This is a genomic window from Arthrobacter sp. P1_C12_2 (assembly GCF_056406415.1).
This window is the reverse complement of sequence record NZ_JBFUAF010000020.1, coordinates 63451-80365: the sequence shown is the minus strand read 5'-3', so window position 1 is coordinate 80365 and position 16915 is coordinate 63451. Positions and strand designations below refer to the sequence as shown.

The 16915-nt window shown below is 67.1% G+C and carries 17 protein-coding genes; 4 read left to right on the top strand and 13 right to left on the bottom strand.

The annotated features are described in order from the left end of the window. Nucleotides 1-4: 4 nt before the first annotated feature. Nucleotides 5-499, bottom strand: a complete 495-nt coding sequence (locus tag AC1DZQ_RS18495) for an SRPBCC family protein (RefSeq protein WP_476964863.1) — start codon at nt 497-499, stop codon at nt 5-7. A 39-nt stretch (nt 500-538) separates the two neighbouring features. Here AC1DZQ_RS18495 and AC1DZQ_RS18490 point away from each other — a divergent pair, with 39 nt between their 5' ends. Further along, nucleotides 539-1312, top strand: coding sequence for a gamma-glutamyl-gamma-aminobutyrate hydrolase family protein (locus AC1DZQ_RS18490; RefSeq protein ID WP_476964862.1), 774 nt, complete (start codon nt 539-541; stop codon nt 1310-1312). An 8-nt stretch (nt 1313-1320) separates the two neighbouring features. Here the strand turns inward: AC1DZQ_RS18490 and AC1DZQ_RS18485 are convergent, their stop codons facing one another. From AC1DZQ_RS18485 to AC1DZQ_RS18460, 6 genes are read right to left on the bottom strand one after another with little or no spacing between them, the layout of a single operon-like run. Further along, nucleotides 1321-2355: a Gfo/Idh/MocA family protein gene (locus AC1DZQ_RS18485; protein WP_476964861.1), complete on the bottom strand. Its 1035-nt coding sequence runs from the start codon at nt 2353-2355 to the stop codon at nt 1321-1323. Beyond that, nucleotides 2352-3137: a TIM barrel protein gene (locus AC1DZQ_RS18480; RefSeq protein WP_476964860.1), complete on the bottom strand. Its 786-nt coding sequence runs from the start codon at nt 3135-3137 to the stop codon at nt 2352-2354. Before AC1DZQ_RS18480 ends, AC1DZQ_RS18485 begins: the two co-directional genes overlap by 4 nt. Next, a complete protein-coding gene (locus tag AC1DZQ_RS18475; protein WP_476964859.1) occupies nt 3137-4249 on the bottom strand; it encodes a Gfo/Idh/MocA family oxidoreductase in 1113 nt (370 codons plus the stop codon). Before AC1DZQ_RS18475 ends, AC1DZQ_RS18480 begins: the two co-directional genes overlap by 1 nt. Nucleotides 4250-4280: 31 nt before the next feature. After that, nucleotides 4281-5198 (bottom strand): ATP-binding cassette domain-containing protein, encoded by a 918-nt coding sequence (locus tag AC1DZQ_RS18470; RefSeq protein ID WP_476964858.1) that lies wholly within the window; start codon nt 5196-5198, stop codon nt 4281-4283. Nucleotides 5199-5213: 15 nt separating this feature from the next. Beyond that, nucleotides 5214-6263: an ABC transporter permease gene (locus AC1DZQ_RS18465; protein WP_476964857.1), complete on the bottom strand. Its 1050-nt coding sequence runs from the start codon at nt 6261-6263 to the stop codon at nt 5214-5216. Between the two features lie 52 nt (nt 6264-6315). Continuing rightward, on the bottom strand, nt 6316-7311 hold the full coding sequence (locus AC1DZQ_RS18460; protein WP_476964856.1) for a substrate-binding domain-containing protein: 996 nt from the start codon (nt 7309-7311) through the stop codon (nt 6316-6318). Nucleotides 7312-7659: 348 nt separating this feature from the next. Between AC1DZQ_RS18460 and AC1DZQ_RS18455 the strand changes: the two genes are divergently transcribed. Both AC1DZQ_RS18455 and iolB read left to right on the top strand, forming a co-directional pair. Further along, the gene (locus tag AC1DZQ_RS18455) at nt 7660-8400 is read left to right on the top strand and encodes a GntR family transcriptional regulator (RefSeq protein ID WP_476964855.1); all 741 of its coding nucleotides are present in this window, start codon (nt 7660-7662) and stop codon (nt 8398-8400) included. A 110-nt stretch (nt 8401-8510) separates the two neighbouring features. Next, complete coding sequence (iolB, locus tag AC1DZQ_RS18450; protein WP_476964854.1) at nt 8511-9407, top strand: 5-deoxy-glucuronate isomerase; 897 nt, start codon at nt 8511-8513, stop codon at nt 9405-9407. Nucleotides 9408-9416: 9 nt separating this feature from the next. On the opposite strand, the gene AC1DZQ_RS18445 is transcribed toward iolB, so the two are convergent. Further along, the gene (locus AC1DZQ_RS18445; protein WP_476964853.1) at nt 9417-10244 is read right to left on the bottom strand and encodes an aldo/keto reductase; all 828 of its coding nucleotides are present in this window, start codon (nt 10242-10244) and stop codon (nt 9417-9419) included. A gap of 43 nt (nt 10245-10287) precedes the next feature. Further along, nucleotides 10288-11541, bottom strand: coding sequence for an MFS transporter (locus AC1DZQ_RS18440; protein ID WP_476964852.1), 1254 nt, complete (start codon nt 11539-11541; stop codon nt 10288-10290). 164 nt (nt 11542-11705) lie between these two features. On the opposite strand from AC1DZQ_RS18440, the gene AC1DZQ_RS18435 reads away from it, so the two are divergent. Further along, nucleotides 11706-12155, top strand: a complete 450-nt coding sequence (locus AC1DZQ_RS18435; protein ID WP_476964851.1) for a MarR family winged helix-turn-helix transcriptional regulator — start codon at nt 11706-11708, stop codon at nt 12153-12155. A 215-nt stretch (nt 12156-12370) separates the two neighbouring features. On the opposite strand, the gene AC1DZQ_RS18430 is transcribed toward AC1DZQ_RS18435, so the two are convergent. The 4 genes from AC1DZQ_RS18430 to AC1DZQ_RS18415 form a co-directional block, all read right to left on the bottom strand. Next, entirely contained in the window at nt 12371-13246 is an 876-nt protein-coding gene (locus tag AC1DZQ_RS18430) for a sugar phosphate isomerase/epimerase family protein (protein ID WP_476964850.1), read from the bottom strand. Nucleotides 13247-13328: 82 nt separating this feature from the next. Further along, on the bottom strand, nt 13329-14342 hold the full coding sequence (locus tag AC1DZQ_RS18425; RefSeq protein ID WP_476964849.1) for a Gfo/Idh/MocA family protein: 1014 nt from the start codon (nt 14340-14342) through the stop codon (nt 13329-13331). Nucleotides 14343-14370: 28 nt separating this feature from the next. Next, nucleotides 14371-15282 carry a sugar phosphate isomerase/epimerase family protein gene (locus tag AC1DZQ_RS18420; protein ID WP_476964848.1) on the bottom strand — a complete coding sequence of 304 codons (912 nt, stop codon included), beginning with the start codon at nt 15280-15282 and terminating at the stop codon, nt 14371-14373. Between the two features lie 95 nt (nt 15283-15377). Continuing rightward, nucleotides 15378-16886 (bottom strand): CoA-acylating methylmalonate-semialdehyde dehydrogenase, encoded by a 1509-nt coding sequence (locus tag AC1DZQ_RS18415; protein WP_476964847.1) that lies wholly within the window; start codon nt 16884-16886, stop codon nt 15378-15380. Nucleotides 16887-16915 lie beyond the last annotated feature (29 nt).

Sequence of the window (16915 nt, the reverse complement as noted above, 5' to 3'; positions counted from 1 at the left end):
ACCTTCAGTCTCGTTTCGTGCTGCCATCCACATTACCCATGTCCGGCTGCGCAGCCATGTAGGCGTCGAGGTTGGCCAGCGTCTGTTCCAGGTTGGCCGGATGGCGGCGCAGGTAGCCTGCCACCCGGAGCAGGCTCTTGCCGGGCACCCGCCGCGCGTCCCATTGCTCCGTGACCAGGGTGCCGGCGGTGCCGTCCTTGCCCGCGGACGGTTCGAGCAGGTAGCGCCACACGTGGCCGTAGAAGTGCCGCCACGCAATCCGGCGGCCTTCCTCGAACTCGCAGACGGTATTGAGGATCTTGTAGTTCACCCGCATGTTCATTTGCATGCCGAACCTGGCCCGGAGATACAGCCGGCGGGGCCCGCGCGGCTGGACGCCCTTCACCGTGTCCGAGCCGTCGATCACGCTGTGCAGGGCAGGCGTGGCGAGCACCTCGAAGATGGCCTCCGGGGCTGCGGGGATGTACCGGCTGCGGGACACGAGATAGCGGGGGTTCATCTAGTAATCCTAGTCCGCGATCGTGTTGCAGAATGAGGCATGCAGACTTCCCGCAACCCCCTCCGCGGCCGGCCGCGCATCGGCGTTCCCGTCCGCCTCAGCAGTTCCGCCGATCCCGACCCGCGCGTCGCGGAAGCCAACGCATTGTTCGAGTACATCGTGGAGCTGCTGCGTGAGGGCGGTGGCGAACCGGTGCTGCTCACCGCTTTGGGGCCCGACGACGGCGGTCTCGCCGCGGCGCTGGTGTCCCTTGACGGCGTCGTTCTTCCCGGCGGCGGCGACCTCGACCCCGGCCTCTACGGCGAGGAAGAAACCGATCTCTGCTACGACGTCAACCATGCCCAGGACGCGCTGGATCTCGCCGTGGCACGTCTTGCGATCGATGCCGGGCTGCCCGTGCTCGGCATCTGCCGCGGGCATCAGCTGCTCAACGTGCTCTACGGCGGGACGCTGGTCCAGGACATGGCGCCGGGGACGGTGGTGCACCACGAGCCCGCGCCGGTGCACGGGAACGGGCCGTGGGCCTGGCACGAGGTAGGCCTCGAGGCAGGCTCCAAGGTGGCCGCCCTCTACGGCAGCGGTTCCGGTGCCGGAAGCGTGAAGATCGCCTCCGGCCACCATCAGGCCGTGGCCCGGGTGGCCGGAGGATTGCAGGTGACGGCCGTGGCCGAGGACGGGACCGTCGAGGCGCTGGAGGATCCGGAGCGCTGGGTGGCCTCGGTCCAATGGCACCCCGAGGCCCTGGAACTCCCGGCCGGGCAGCGGCTCGCGCCGTTCCGGGCCTTCGTCGAGGTGTGCCGCACCCGGGCCTGAGGCCGCGGTCAGCCGGCGACGCTCACCGCCACGCGGACCGGGACGCCGGTGGCCAACGATTCCTGGGCGGCATCGGCCACCCGGGAGGCCGCCACGGCGTCTTCCGGGGTGCAGGGGTTTTCCCTGCGGCCCAGGATCAGTTCGACGAAGGCAGCCATTTCGGACCGGTACGCCGCCTCGAACCGCTCCGCAAACGTCTGGTGCGGCTTCCCCGCGGGGAAGGTGATCCCGGCCTCGGCGGAGGCCAGCGCCGTCTTGTCGTCCAGACCCACCATCAGCGAGTTGCGGGAGCCCTGGATTTCGAGCCGGACGTCGTGGCCGGCCCCGTTGTAGCGGGTGGCGGAGACCGTTCCCACGGTGCCGTCGTCGAACGTCACCAGCGCGAGGGCCGTGTCCACATCGCCGGCCTCACCAATGGCCGGATCCCCGTTGTTGGAGCCCTTGGCGTACACCTCGACGATTTCGCGGCCCGTGAGCCAGCGCAGGATGTCGAAATCGTGCACCGAGCAGTCCCGGAACAACCCGCCGGAGCCGGCCAGGAACTCGACCGGCGGCGGCGTCATGTCGCACGTGACGGCGCGCAGGGAATGGATCCAGCCCAGCTCGCCGGCCTGGTAGGCGCGGCGGGCCTCCAGATAGCCGGCGTCGAACCGGCGCTGATGCCCGATCTGCACCACGCCTTGCCGGTCCCGGATGTAGTCGAGCACCGGCAGGGCGTCGGCCACGTTCAGGGCCACGGGCTTCTCGCAAAAGACCGGGATCCCGGCGTCTACCCCCGCCTTGATGAGCTCGGGGTGGGTTCCGGTTCCGGTGGCGATGACCAGGCCGTCCAGGCCGGAGCCAAGCAAGGCCTGGACCGAGGGCAGGAAGTCGGCGCCGAGTCCGGAGGCCACCGTCCGGGCATGCTCCTCGGCGACGTCGGTGAGCCGGAGCCGGACGTTGATGCCCTGCGGATTCAGGACCCCGTTGAGGGCGGCGATGTTGTTGGCGTGCATGACGCCGATCCGGCCGACGCCGACGAGTCCGAGAACGACGTCCTTCATGCCGCTGCCTTGGCGGTCACGGTGAACGCTGAACGGAAGGCCTCCAGGGCGGCGTAACTATCGCCGCTGGCCCAGGCTTCCATGCCAACGGTCCCTTCGTAGCCTGCCTCCGTGAGCGCCCTGGCGACGGCCGCGTAGTTGATTTCCCCGGTTCCGGGTTCGCAGCGGCCGGGAACGTCCGCCACCTGGATTTCGCCGATGTACGGCAGGGCGGTCCGGACGAGCTCGACCAGGTTCCCCTCCCCCATTTGGGCGTGGTAGAGGTCCAGCATGAGCCTGGCGTTCGGGTGCCCGGCGGCCTGCACGAGCGCCAGGGTGTCCTTGGCCCGGGCCAGCGGGATGCCGGGGTGGTCCAGGATGGTGTTGAGGTTCTCGAGGCAGAACGTCACGCCGTGCTTCTCGCCGAGGTGCCCCAGCCGTTCCAGGGTCCGGGCACCGGTGGCCCACATGTGGCCGCTGGAGCGGTAGACCGGCCGGGCCGCGTGGCCGTTGACGAGTTCGGCCGGGTGGACCACCAGCCGGCTGACACCCAGCTCCAGGGCGGTGGGGATCAGGGTTTCGGCGGTCCGCACCACCTCGTCGGCCGTGTCCGGATCCACGAGGCTGCCGGCGGTGTATCCGGTCATGGACGAGAACACCGCCCCGGTGGCCTGGAGCGCGCCGATGTCTTTGGACCGCGAGTCCCAGAGTTCGACGTCGAAGCCGGCGTCGTGGAGCCGGCGCACCCGCTCCGTGAACGGCAGGTCCGTGAAGACCATCTCAGCGCAGACGGCGAGCCGCATCAGAGGACTGCCTTCTCGTTGACGGGCACCGGTGTGCCCTGCTTGACCGACTCGATGCAGGCCAGCGCCATGGCCAGTGCGCGCCGGGCGTCGTTGGCTCCCGGTGTGAGGGTGAAAGGCTTCGGCTCCGGCGCCATACCGTGACTTCGGCCGTCGCTTCGGCCGTCACGCCGGGCGCACACGGCGTCGGCGAAGTCCACCAGCTCATCCGTGTAGGCCTGCCGGAAGAGCTCGACGTTCAGCCGCGGGGTGTCGGCGGACATCCCCTCGGCGGTGAACCGGCGGGCTGCGGTTTCGGTGGCGCGGCCGGCCTGGACCATGCCTTTGGAGCCGAAGACCTCCCCGCGGATGTCGTAGCCGTAGAGTGCGCTGAAGTTTGCCTCGGCGACGGCGATCGCGCCGTTGCTGTAGCGGATGGTCACGACGGCGGTGTCCAGGAAGCCTTGGTCCCGCAGTCCCGGTTCCACGAGCGCGTCGGCGACGGCGTAGACCTCCACGGGTTCGGCGCCTTCGTTGAACCAGTTCAGGGTGTCGAAGTCGTGGATCAGGGTTTCGAGGAAGATGGTCCACGCCGGGATCCTTGCGGCGTGGCCGATGCTTCCGGTGCCCGGGTCCCGGGTCAGCGAACGCAGCAGTTGCGGCTGCCCCGCGATTCCGGCGGCGAGGTCCTTCTTGGCTGCCTGGAAGTCTGCGGCGTACCGGCGGTTGAAGCCGATCTGGAAGTGCACCCCGGCGGTGTCGACGGCGGCAAGGGCGGCGTCGAGCTCCTCAAGTCCCAGCCCGGCGGGCTTCTCGCAGAAGACGTGCTTTCCGGCGGCTGCGGCCTGGCCGATCAGGGAGGAGTGGAAGCGTGCGGGGCTGGCGATGACGACGCCGTCAATCTCCGGGTCTGCCAGGAGGTCGGCGGCGTCGGCGGTCACCTTCGTGGTGCCCAGGGCGCCGGCCAGCGCCCCGGCGGATTCAAGGTTGGGATCCGCGATGGCGGCAAGGACGGCGCCGGGGACCCGGCGGGCGATGCTCTCTGCGTGGAAGGCGCCCATCCAGCCCGAGCCGATGAGTCCGATCCGCACCGGCACGGCGGCGTCGGACGGGTTGCGGTTGAGATAAGCCAAAGGCTTGTCCTTTCAGGAATTGGGACGGCAGTTACTCGTAGCTCTTGCCGGTGGTCTGGGACACGTCGGCGACTTCGCCCTGGACTTCCTTGACCACGTCACCGTGGCCGCCGAGCTGTTCGAGTTCGTGGGCGAGTTCGGCGAGTTCGGCGCCGCCGGCCATTTGGGCGGTGAGTTCGTCCAGGGTGATGTCCTTCTTGTCGTAGTAGCCGATCGACTTGCCGCGTTTGAGCAACAGGAAGCGGTCACCGACCGGGAAGGCGTGGTGCGGGTTGTGGGTGATGAAGATGACCCCGAGGCCGCGGTCGCGGGCCTGCAGGATGTAGCGCAGGACCACGCCGGACTGCTTCACGCCCAGGGCCGCGGTGGGCTCATCCAGGATCAGGACCTTCGCGCCGAAGTACACGGCCCTGGCGATCGCGACACACTGGCGTTCACCGCCGGAGAGCTGGCCGATGGGCTGCTCCACGTCGCGCAGGTCGATGCCCATCTCGGCGAGTTCCTTGAGCGTGATGTCCTTCATCTTCTCGACGTCCATGCTCTTGAACGGGCCAAAACCGCTCGTCAGCTCCGAGCCGAGGAAGAAGTTCCGCCAGATCGGCATCAGGGGCACCACCGCGAGGTCCTGGTAGACGGTGGCGATGCCGACGTCCAGGGCGTCACGGGGTGAATCGAACTTCCGTTCCTCGCCCATGATGTTCAGCACCCCGGCGTCGTGCTGGTGCAGGCCGGCGATGATCTTGATCAGGGTGGACTTGCCCGCGCCGTTGTCGCCCAGCACGCAGGTGACGCGGCCGTTGTCCACCGCCATGGTGACATCGGACAGGGCGATGATGTTGCCGTAGTGCTTGCCGACTCCGTCGAGGGAGAGCAGGTGCACGGGCGTGTGCGTGAGGGGGTCTTTTTCGTTCTGGAGCAGCGTTTGCTGGTCGATCTCTTTGGCATTCATTTTCTCGGGGCCCCTTTACTTCAGTTCCGCGCGGCGCTTGACGATGAGGTTGACGATGGTGGCCAGCAGCAGCATCAGGCCCAGGAAGAACTTGAACCAGTCCGGGTTCCACTGCGCGTAGACGATGCCCTTGTTGGCCATGCCGAAGATGAACGCGCCGATCGCGCCGCCGATCGCCGAGCCGTAGCCGCCGGTGAGGAGGCAGCCGCCGATCACCGCGGCGATGATGTAGAGGAACTCGTTGCCCACGCCTTCACCGGACTGCACGGTGTCGAAGGCGAAGAGGTTGTGCATGCCCAGGACCCAGGCGCAGAACCCCACGGCCATGAACAGGCCGATCTTGGTGGCCTTGACCGGCACGCCCACGGCGCGGGCCGCGTTCGCGTCGCCGCCGACGGCGAAGATCCAGTTGCCCACCCGGGTCCGCATCAGCACCCAGGTGGCCACCGCGACAAGCGCGAACCAGTAGAACACGGTGATTTTGATGTCGACGCCGCCGATGTTCACCGAGGAGGCGAAGATCGCCCGGGCGGAGGCGAAGCCCTCCATGTTGGAGATCGAGGGTGAGGACACGGAGCCGCCGATCAGCCGGGTCAGGCCCAGATTCAGGCCGGTCAGCATCAGGAACGTGGCGAGGGTGACGATGAAGGAAGGCAGCTTGGTCTTGATCAGGATCCAGCCGTTGATGAAGCCGATGGACAGGGACACCACCAGGGCCAGGCCGACGCCGACCCAGACGTTCGTGGTGAAGTACCAGCTAAACAGCGACGCCGTCAGCGCCGAGGTGATCACGGCGACGCCGGTGGAAAGGTCGAACTCGCCGCCGATCATCAGCAAGGACACCCCCACCGCCATGATCCCGATCGTGGAACTGCCGTAGAGGATGGTCGCCAGGGCGCCGGGCTGGGTAAACGTCGGGGAAACCAACGCGAAGAAGATGAAGAGGACGATCGCGCCCACGAGGGCACCGACCTCGGGACGTCCGAGAAGTTTCTGGAACGGACTGCGCTTGGCGACGCGCTCATCGGGCGCCGGCGATGTGGTCTTTGTCTGGGTGATGGTCATGATAATTCTCCTTGCTGCCGGGCCGGCGCGAACCGGCCCGGCCAGCGGGCTGTTAGCGGATACCCTGCTCGGCGAACTTCAGGACATCGGCCGCATTTGATTTGTCGACGATCGCGGGTCCCGTCAGGACGGGCTGGCCGCCGCCGATCTTGAATCCGCCGCGCTTGTTCTGCCACAGCGCATCGACCGCGCTGTAGCCCTGCAACCACGGCTGCTGGTCCACCGTGAACAGCACACTGCCGTCGTCGATCTTCTGGGCCAGTTCCTTGTTCAGGTCGAAGCTGGCAACCTTGGCCGAACTTCCGGCCGTCGCAACGGACTTCAGGAGGGTCAGGGTGATGGGAGCGCCCAGACCGATGATGACATCAGCGTCTTTGGATGCCTGCAGCTTGGCGGTTGCCGTCGATTCGACGGAGGTCATGTCCGCACCGTTCACGTACAGGATCTCTGTGCCGGGCACCTTGGCCTTCACACCGGCACACCTGGCTTCCAGGCCTACGTGACCCTGTGCCTGGATGACGCAGACCGGGTGCTTGTAACCCTCGGCAGCGAGCCTCGTGCCCACGGCCTGACCGGCGAGCTGCTCGTTGGAGCCGAAGTGGGTGAAGGCTCCGAGTGCCTGGGAGACCCCTTCGCCGGCGTTCAGGCTGACAATCGGGATGCCCGCGTCAGTGGCCTTCTTCAGCGAGTCCTTCAGCGCGTCCGGCGTGGCCAGGGTTACGGCGATGCCGTCCACTTTCTGGTCCACGGCCTGCTGGATCAGCTGGGCCTGCCGGCCGGCTTCCGGATCACCCGTGTACAGCAGTTCAACATTGTCCTTCGCGGCCGCTTCCTCGGCGCCCTTGCGGACGGTGTCCCAGAACGTGTCACCCGCCGGTGCGTGGGTTATCAAGGCGATCTTAATGCGGGGCGTCGAGGCAACCTGGCCGCCGCCGGCCGCAGCGCCTGAGTCTGCGGGCTTGCCGCCGGTGCTGGAACACGCGCTCAGGGCCAGCATGGGTACAACGGCCGCCACGAGGGTCGCCTTCCGCCACGAGAACTTGGTCACGATCAATCTCCTTTGATTCCGGGCCACGCCGACCGCTTCATCGCGTCAGTCCGTGAGCCATCTACAACCGATCATGGTGACTCCAATCACAGTTGTCAATAGTTTGTCCTGACATTAGGATGTTTTGACGTAACACAATGCCGAAGAGTCCACAAATTTTCGGACCTGACCATGCCGAACGTGTCCGCCCAGCCCCTACTCTCCCGGCGCCTCAGGACGGCCCTTGGCTGCCCGCGGCGGCCCTGCTACTATCAGAAAAAGGCAGTATGTCCTATCAAGCGAACATAGCCTGACATACGCGGAGCGGCCGGCACTTCGGCCGCCGCGGAGCGCAAGGGAGCACGCCCAGTGGCGAATCAACTTAATCTGCGGATCGACCGCTCTTCCCCGGTGCCGCTGTACCACCAAGTGGTGCAGGGCATCGAGGCAGCGATACACACGGGGCTGCTGGAGCCCGGCAGCCGGCTGGAAAATGAGATCGACCTGGCCGCCCAGCTGAACCTTTCCCGGCCCACCATGCGCAAAGCCATGGATGAGCTGGTCCGCTCCGGCCTTCTGGTCCGTAAGCGCGGCGTCGGCACCCAGGTGGTCTCCAGCCAGGTCCGCCGCCCGCTGGAACTGTCCAGCCTCTACGACGACCTCAGCAACAACGGCAGCAAGCCCACCACCGACGTGCTCAGCTTCTCGCACGAAGAGGCGGACGCAGTGACCCGGACAGCCCTGCACCTGCCGGTCGGCGCCAAGGTCTACCACTTCACCAGGCTCCGGAAAGTGGGCGGCAAACCGCTGGCCCTGATGGAGAACTGGGTGCGGGACGACATTACGGCCATCGACGAGGCGAGCCTGGGTTCGCAGGGCCTCTACGCCATCCTGCGAAACGGCGGCGTGAACTTCCGCCTGGCCTCGCAGCGGATCGGCGCCATGATCGCCAACGACTACCAGGCGCCGCTGCTCGAGACCACGCCCGGCTCCGCTCTGGTCACCATGGAGCGGACCGCCGTGGACGACACCGGACGCAATGTGGAAACCGGTCACCACGTCTACCGGGCGGATTCCTACAGCTTCGAAATGACACTCGTTCAGAGGTAAGTGTTCAAAGATAAGCGTCCAGAGGTAGGCGCCCAGCGACGGGCGCCACCGGCTCCAACCACGCACACACACGCGCCTTCCTCCGGCGCGACAACGAAAGGGCAGCTTCCATGGCCAACTGGGTCTATCCGCTCGGCACCGCCGCCGAAGGCAAGTGGGACGTTTCCATCGGAACGTCCGACTCCGCACTGGAGGTGGACGGCTGGGCGCATACCGGGCTGAAGGTCGCCACCCTGGCGGCCGGCGGCGCCGTCGGACTGGACGGCGCCGCGGAAGAACGCATCGTGATCCCGCTCAACGGCTCCTTCGTGGCGACCGTGGCCGGGCAGGATTATCCCCTGGCCGGCCGGGACAGCGTCTTCAGCGGCCCCAGCGACGTGCTCTACACGGGAACCGGCAAGGGGGTGGCCATCACCTCGGCCGACGGCGGACGCGTGGCGGTAGCCACCGCGCCGGCCAAAGCCTCCTACCCGACCCGCCTCATCACCGCCGCCGAGACGCCGGTGGAACTGCGTGGAGCGGGCAACTGCTCCCGCCAGGTCCACAACTTCGGCACCCCCGCCGCGCTGGAGGCGGACCGTTTCATCGTCTGCGAGGTCCTCACCCCGGCTGGGAACTGGTCCTCCTATCCCCCGCACAAGCACGATGAGGAGAAGGACGGCGAGACCAGCCTCGAGGAGATCTACTACTTCGAAACCCGTGTGACGCCCGGGGCGCCGCAGCGCCCGGGCGCCGAGGACGCCATCGGGTACCAGCGCGTCTACGCCTCCGACGACCGGCCCATCGACGTTGCGGCCGAGGTCCGGACCGGCGACGTCGTCCTGGTGCCCTACGGATGGCACGGACCTGCCATGGCCGCCCCCGGCTACGACATGTATTACCTCAACGTCATGGCCGGCCCTGGCCCGGTCCGCGACTGGCTCATCAGCGATGACCCGCACCACGGCTGGATCCGCCAGACCTGGGAGGGCCAGGACCTGGACCCGCGGCTGCCATTCGGCCGCTAGGCCGTTCGGCTAGCCATTAAATGTGGCCGGATCCGGTCCCGTGCGTCCGCTTCGCTCAAGGGCATCCACGGCTGCCAGTTCGCCCGCGGCGAGATCAAAGCCGAACACATCCAGGTTCTCCCGGATCCTGGCCGGCGTCACTGACTTCGGAATGACGATCCTTCCCTGCTGCAGGTGCCAGCGCAGAATGATCTGCGCCGGGGTTCTGCCGTGCCGGGTGGCGATCTCCCGGATGGCCGGATCTGCCAGCAGGGCACCCTGGGCCAACGGGCTCCAGGCCTCCGTTGCAATGCCGTGTGCCGCGTTGAACACCGTCACGTCGTGCTGCTGCAGGGCCGGGTGCAGCTCCACCTGGTTGACGGCCGGCACCGTTCCGCCCAGGTCGATGAGCCGCTGCAGGTGCCCCGGCTCGAAATTGGAGACGCCGATGGCCCTGACCCGGCCGTCTGCAAGGAGTTTCTCAAGTGCCAGCCAGGAGTCGGCGTACTGGTTGGACGCCGGAGCGGGCCAGTGGATCAGGTAAAGATCGAGGTAGTCGAGGCCCAGCTTGTCCAGGCTCGCGTCGAAAGCAGCCAGGGCTGGTTCGTAGCCGAGGTCGTCGATCCAGAGCTTGGACGTGACAAACAGGTCTTCCCGGGCGATACCGGATTCCGCGAGCGCGCGGCCCGTTCCGGTCTCGTTTCCGTAGATGGCAGCCGTGTCGATGCTCCGGTAGCCGGCCTCGAGCGCCGCTGCTACCGCCTCGGTGGTCTCGGCGTCGGGAATCTGAAAGACGCCGAAGCCCAGCTGTGGCATCCGCACCCCGTTGTTGAGGACGATATGGGGAATTGAGTTCATGGTGTCTCCTGTGGTTGCGGTCGGGCGGTCAGCGGACAGGCGGTCAGCGGGCAACGGCTGCGGCCTCGGTGGCGTGAAGGTCGGTGCTGGTTTCCGCCGCTGCGGTGACGGGAGCGGTTGATCCGCCGGCCGTCGGCAGGCGCTTGGCATGTGCCGCAGCGAAGACCATCACGGCCAGGCCAAGCAGGGTGATCCCGGCGCCGGCCCAGATGGGCGAGGTGTAGCCGAGCCCGGCGGTGATGGTGACGCCGCCCAGCCAGGCGCCCAGGGCATTGCCGACGTTGAAGGCGCCGATGTTGGCGCCGGAGGCCAGGGTGGGAGCGCTGCTGGCGTATTTCATGACGCGCATCTGCAGTCCCGGAACCGTGGCGAAGCCGAAGCCGCCCAGCAGCACCATGGTGGCGATGGTCACCGGCTGGTTGCCCGCGGTCAGGGCGAAGAGCACGAGCACCACCACCAGGATGGCGAGGACAACGACCAGCGTGCGGTCCACGTTCTTGTCGGCCGCCTTGCCGCCGAGGGTATTGCCGATGAAGAGCCCGACGCCGAAGAGGATCAGCAGCCACGGCACCGTGGCGGCGGAGAAGCCGGTGACCTCGGTGAGGGTGAAGGCGATGTAGGTGAAGGCGCCGAACATGCCGCCGTAGCCGAGGATGGTGACGAGGATGGAGAGCCAGACCTGCCCGGACCGGAAGGCGCGGAGCTCGCCGCGCAGGCCGCCAGAGGCAGAACCAGCGGCTGATTCGCCGGAGCCGGTCCTTGGCACAAGGGCGAGGATGCCGGCCAGGGCGAGGACGCCAATGACCGTGATGGCCCAGAACGTGGAGCGCCAGCCCGCGGCCTGTCCCAGCATGGTGCCGAACGGGACACCGAGCACATTCGCCGCCGTTAGGCCGGTGAACATGATCGCAATCGCGCCGGCCTTCTTATTGGGCGCCACCATGCTGGCGGCCACCACCGCGCCGATACCGAAGAATGCGCCGTGCGCCAGCGCGGCAATGATGCGGCCGATCATCATCAGCGAATAATCGGGCGCAATGGCGGAAACCAGGTTACCGGCGATGAACAGCACCATGAGCACGGCCAGCACGGGCTTGCGTTCGAAGCGCGTCACGGCAGCGGTGAGGCCAAGCGCCCCGACCACGACGGCGAGCGCATAGCCAGAGATGAGCCAGCCCGCGGTGGCCTCGGTGACGTGGAAGTCTGCGGCCACTTGCGGCAGCAGGCCCATGATGACGAACTCGGTGAGTCCGATGCCGAACCCGCCGAGGGCGAGGGCTATCAGGCCAACAGGCATGGGGGTGCTCCTTACAAAGCTGTACGGGATGGGGTATGGCGCGTAAGCTAGTAGTTGCAGACGCGTTATTTATTCTTGCACAAGCAGATAGAGCGCGCAAGCAACTATCATTTAATGTGCCCGTCACCACCCCGCCGGGCATACGAACTGAAGGGAAACACCTGATGGGCATCAAGGACGACGCCGTCGAGGTCCGGGCGCAAGGCTGGCGGACCTTGGCGGCCCTGCACGGGCTGATCGAGTCCGAGCTGGAGCGTTCCCTGCAGGCCGAGGCGCAGCTCTCCGTGGTGGAGTACACCGTGCTGGACGCGCTGAGCCGGCAGGACGGCTGGCACATGCGTATGCAGCAACTGGCCCGCGCCACCGCGTTGAGCGCGAGTGCCACCACGCGCCTGGTCAACAGGCTCGAAGACCGCGGTCTGCTGACCCGGATCCTGTGCGCGGATGACCGCCGCGGGATCTACACCGAGCTCACCCCCAGCGGCATCACGCTGCTCGAGCAGAGCAGGCCGGTTCACGACGCCACACTGGAACGGGCACTGGCCGAGGCCCAGGAGGTGCCGGAACTGGCGCCGCTGGTCGACGCCCTCCCCCGCCTGCACGCCGCGGTCTAGCCCGCCAACCGCCTCGCGCGCGACAACGCCACAACCGCCACAACCGCCACAACGCAAAAACCCCCGCCCGCACCCAACTGACTCGCAGCAGGGGCCGTTATGAGGGTTCAGAACGGCCTTAACTGCGAGTCAGTTGGGTGGTGCCGGGGCGGGGGTTTCTTCGGGCGGGGACTAGTTTGTCGCCGGTTTGGCTAGCGACCTCATATCGGCCGCAGTTATAGGCTCGCCTTCGCGACGCGCTGCTTCATGGTCTCCAGCTGGTACCGGGAGACCTCCTCGGCGTTGTCGTCCTCGGCGAAGACGCTGGAGACCATCACCGTGTCTTCGCGGTCCAGGAAACCGATCTCCTGCAGCCCGCCGAAGAACTCGTCCCAGTTGACGTCGCCGTCGCCGATTTTCAGGTGCTGGTGCACCCGGACGGGGTTCCCGGGCGGGTTGGTGATGTAGCGCAGTCCGTGGGAGGCGTGGTGGTCCATCGTGTCGGCGACGTGGACCAGGCGGAGCTTGTCCCCGGCGGCCCGCATGATCTCCAGCGGCGCGTTCTTCATGTGGAAGCTGTGCGAGGCCACGTAGACCAGGCCCACGTTCTTCGAGTTCAGCCCGCGGATCACCCGGATCGCGGCCAGGCCCTCCTCGACGAAGTCGTCCGGGTGCGGATCGATCAGCAGGTCGATTCCCTCCCGCTCGATGATGGGGAGCAGTTCCTCCATGGAGCGGTAGAAGGCCCGCTCGGATTCCTCGGCCTTCTCCGGCCGGCCGCTGAACTCGGTGTTCATGGTGCCAACGCCCAGGTCCACGGTGATCTGGATGGCGCGCTTCCAGTAGCGGACGGCGGCCTCGCGTGCGTCCTCGTCCGGGCCCGACCAGCGCAGCACGGGCAGCACCGACGCGATCTCGATTCCTGCGTCCTTGCAGGCCGCCTTCAGCTGGCCCACAAGCTCGTCGTCGGCCTTCGGGTGGTTGAAGAAGGGGATGAAATCGGCGTGCGGGGTCATCTGCATGTACTTGTAGCCGAGGTCGGCCACCACGCGCGGGAACTCGAGGAGTCCGTGGCTGTGGTGGAACGGGGTGGGGTCAAGGGCGATTTTCACGGTGAACACTCCATGGTCGATCTGGCGGACGTGCGGCCGGCGCCGCGATGTTGGCAGGAGAGGGCGCCGGCCGGCAGGGTTCCTAGCGGTACAGGGCGGGCCTGGCGTTGAGCTTTACGGTGACCTTCTCGCCGTTCTTCTGCGCCTCGACGCCGGCCTCGCAGCACGCTGCCGTGGCGTAGCCGTCCCAGGCGGTGGGGCCGCCGATCTCATCGCGCAGGGCCGCGTCCACCCAGGACTGGATTTCGACGTCGTACGCTGCCCCGAAGCGTTCCTCGAAGCCGGGGGTGACATTACCGCCCCAGCGGCCGTCGCTGCGGGTGTACGGGCCCTTGTCCCCGCCGATGCTGACGATGCCGTCCTCGAAGGAGGCTTGGGTGGCCACCTCGTAGCCGAACTTCGCATTGACGTAGATTTCGACGTCGGCCAGGACACCGGATTCGGTCTCGATCAGCACGTGCTGCGGGTCGTGTTGGCCGGCCGGGGCGTTCCTCGTGGGCTTGCCGAGGCGGACCTGGACGGACGTGATTTCCTCGCCGGTGAAGTAGCGGATGGCGTCGAATTCGTGGACCACGGAGTCGTTGATCAGCATCTCGTTGGTGAAGCCCGGCGGGGTGGTGGGGTTCCGGTGCTGGTGGTGCAGCATGAGCAGCTCGCCGAGTTCGGAGTCGCGGATAATCTTGCCAAGGGCGGCGTACTCGGCGTCGAAGCGGCGCATGAAGCCGACCTGGATGCGCTTGCGGCCCAGTTTCTGCTCCGCCTCGACAATCTTCCAGGAGGACCCGGCATCCGGGGTGAGCGGCTTTTCGCAGAGAATCGGGATGTCCTTGGCGATCGCCTTGAGCAGGATGTCCTCGTGCAGGAACCCGGGGGTGGCGATCAGCACGGCGTTGACGTCGCCGTTGTTGAGGGCTTCCTCGGCGTCGGTCAGGGCGACGGCGCCCGGGATGCCTTCGATGGCGGCCTGCGCGCGGGAGAGGTCGACGTCGACGACGGCGGCGACTTCCGCGCCGTGGATGCGGGTGTTGAGCCGCTGGATGTGATCTGCGCCCATACGGCCGGCGCCGATGACGGCCACGCGGAGGATCTTTGTCATGGTGGGTCTTCTTTCGAATCTAGTGGAACTAGTTGACGGCGGTGCGGGAGCCGCAGCAGAGCAGGTAGTTGCGGGTGCGCTTGGCGATCGGCATCGGGACATCGAAGGCCACGGGGTACATGTCCTGCTCCACAATGCCAAAGATCGGCCGGTTCAGCGCCTCCACGGCTTCGATGACGGCGCGCAGGTCCGGCAGGCCGTTCGGCGGTTCGGTCATGACGCCGGCCAGGTTGGCGGCGGCCCAGGTCATGTTTTCCGCGTTTACTTTTTTGAGGATGTCCGGGTTGATCTGCTTCAGGTGCAGGTAGCCGATCCGGTCCGGGTAGTTCTTGATCAGCTCAAGGCTGGAGGCCCCGCAGTATTCGGCATGGCCGGTGTCCAGGCAGAGGTTGAGGTACTGGGCGTCGGTGGCGGCAAGCAGGGTTTCGATGTCCTCCTGCGCGCCGACGTGGGAGTCGGCGTGCGAGTGGAACTGCTGTTTCAGGCCGAAGTCCTCCAGCAGCGTCTTGCCCAGCCGGTTGTGGCCGGCGAAGAGGTCGGCCCAGGCCTTTTCGCTGAGCTCGCCGCTCTCCACGGCTTCCCCGGTAACGTCGTCGCGCCACATCGCCGGGATGACCACCATGTGCTCCCCGCCCATCGCGGCGGTGAGTTCGGCAACCTTGCGGGCCGGTTCCCACGCGATGTCCCACTGGTCCAGGCCGCGGTGGAAAGCGGTGAACACAGTCCCGGCCGAGACCTTGAGGTCGCGCTGTTTGAGCTCTTCAGCCAGCCGCGCCGGGTCGGTGGGGAGGTAGCCGTAGGGGCCCAGCTCGATCCACTTGTAGCCGGATTCGGCGACCTCGTCGAGGAAGCGCTCCCACGGGGTCTGCTGGGGGTCATCCGGGAACCAGACGCCCCAGGAGTCCGGCGCGGTGCCAATGATCAGCTTGTTCTCAGTCATTTCGAATCCTTCTCATCGATTGCTCCGCAAGTGCCGTTTTCGACGCTCAAAACGGCGGTTACGGAGCAATCGATCGTGGTTGGTCGAGGTGGGGATCAGTTGGAGGGGAAGCTGTAGGAGGCGCCGGAGGCGTGGCTGGCTTCGGGCCACCGGGAGGTGACCACCTTGCCGCGGGTGTAGAAGGAAACGCCTTCGGGGCCGTAGATGTGCTTGTCGCCGAACAGTGAGGCCTTCCAGCCGCCGAAGGAGTGGTAGGCCACCGGCACGGGCAGCGGGACGTTGATGCCGATCATGCCCACGGTGACGGAGCGCTGGAACTTCCGGGCTGCGGCGCCGGAGGACGTGAATATCGCGGTGCCGTTGCCGTAGGGGTTGGCGTTGATCAGGGCGATGCCGGCGTCGAGGTCCTCGACCCGGACCACGACGAGGACGGGCCCGAAGATTTCCTCGGTGTAGGCGGTCATCTCGGACTTGACGTGGTCCAGGACGGTGGGGCCGACCCAGAAGCCGTCCTCGTGGCCGGGGACCACCAGGTCGCGGCCGTCCACCACCAAGGCGGCGCCTGCGGTTTCGGCTTCGGTGACGATCCGGACGATGCGTTCCTTGGATGCCGGGGTGATGACGGGTCCCATGTCGGCGCCGGGGGCCGTGCCGTTGTTGACCTTGACGGCCAGTGCGCGCTCTTCGACCTTCTTGACCAGCAGGTCCGCTGCGTCACCGACGGCGACCGCGACCGAGATGGCCATGCAGCGCTCGCCGGCGGAGCCGAACGCGGCGGCGGCGAGGTGGTCGGCGGCGTTGTCGAGGTCGGCGTCGGGCAGTATGATCGCGTGGTTCTTCGCGCCGCCCAGGGCCTGGACGCGTTTGCCGTGCTTGGTGGCGGTCTCGTGGACGTACCGGGCGATCGGGGTGGAACCGACGAAGGAGATGCCATCCACGTCCGGGTGGGTCAGGAGGCCGTCGACCGTTTCCTTGTCGCCGTGCAGGACCTGGAAGACGCCGTCGGGCAGGCCCGCGTCCTTCCACAGCTTGGCGAGCAGCATGGAGGCGGAGGGGTCGCGCTCGGAGGGCTTGAGGATGAAGGCGTTGCCGGTGGCGATCGCCATCGGGGCCATCCACAGCGGCACCATGACCGGGAAGTTGAACGGGGTGATGCCGGCGACGACGCCGAGCGGCTCGCGGAAGGAGAACACATCGATCCCCGTGGAGACCTGGTCCGAGTAGTCGCCCTTGAGCAGCTGCGGGATGCCGCAGGCGAACTCGATGACCTCCAGGCCGCGGCCGATCTCGCCCTTCGCGTCGGAGAGGACCTTGCCGTGCTCGGCCGTGATCAGCTCGGCGAGCTCGTCCACGTGGGCGGCGACGAGTTCGCGGAACTTGAACAGCACCGCGGTGCGCTTGGCCAGGGAAATATCGCCCCAGGAATCGGCGGCGGCGCGGGCGGCGGCAACGGTGGCGTCCAGGTCGGCCCGGTTGGCCAGCCGCAGCTCCGCGGAGACGGCGCCGGTGGCGGGGTTGTAGACGGGCTGGGTGCGGGTGCCCTCGCCGGCGGTTTCGGCGCCGTTGATGAAGTGGCGGATGGTGGTGACGGTCGTCGTTGACATGGTGATGGACTTCCTTGGTCTGTGGCTGT

What these genes read in the sequence shown, in the direction of transcription:
- AC1DZQ_RS18495 (WP_476964863.1), bottom strand. Translation starts at nt 499, where the DNA reads ATGAACCCCCGCTATCTCGTGTCCCGCAGCCGGTACATCCCCGCAGCC.
- AC1DZQ_RS18490 (WP_476964862.1), top strand. Translation starts at nt 539, where the DNA reads ATGCAGACTTCCCGCAACCCCCTCCGCGGCCGGCCGCGCATCGGCGTT.
- AC1DZQ_RS18485 (WP_476964861.1), bottom strand. Translation starts at nt 2,355, where the DNA reads ATGAAGGACGTCGTTCTCGGACTCGTCGGCGTCGGCCGGATCGGCGTC.
- AC1DZQ_RS18480 (WP_476964860.1), bottom strand. Translation starts at nt 3,137, where the DNA reads ATGCGGCTCGCCGTCTGCGCTGAGATGGTCTTCACGGACCTGCCGTTC.
- AC1DZQ_RS18470 (WP_476964858.1), bottom strand. Translation starts at nt 5,198, where the DNA reads ATGAATGCCAAAGAGATCGACCAGCAAACGCTGCTCCAGAACGAAAAA.
- AC1DZQ_RS18465 (WP_476964857.1), bottom strand. Translation starts at nt 6,263, where the DNA reads ATGACCATCACCCAGACAAAGACCACATCGCCGGCGCCCGATGAGCGC.
- iolB (WP_476964854.1), top strand. Translation starts at nt 8,511, where the DNA reads ATGGCCAACTGGGTCTATCCGCTCGGCACCGCCGCCGAAGGCAAGTGG.
- AC1DZQ_RS18445 (WP_476964853.1), bottom strand. Translation starts at nt 10,244, where the DNA reads ATGAACTCAATTCCCCATATCGTCCTCAACAACGGGGTGCGGATGCCA.
- AC1DZQ_RS18440 (WP_476964852.1), bottom strand. Translation starts at nt 11,541, where the DNA reads ATGCCTGTTGGCCTGATAGCCCTCGCCCTCGGCGGGTTCGGCATCGGA.
- AC1DZQ_RS18435 (WP_476964851.1), top strand. Translation starts at nt 11,706, where the DNA reads ATGGGCATCAAGGACGACGCCGTCGAGGTCCGGGCGCAAGGCTGGCGG.
- AC1DZQ_RS18425 (WP_476964849.1), bottom strand. Translation starts at nt 14,342, where the DNA reads ATGACAAAGATCCTCCGCGTGGCCGTCATCGGCGCCGGCCGTATGGGC.
- AC1DZQ_RS18420 (WP_476964848.1), bottom strand. Translation starts at nt 15,282, where the DNA reads ATGACTGAGAACAAGCTGATCATTGGCACCGCGCCGGACTCCTGGGGC.
- AC1DZQ_RS18415 (WP_476964847.1), bottom strand. Translation starts at nt 16,886, where the DNA reads ATGTCAACGACGACCGTCACCACCATCCGCCACTTCATCAACGGCGCC.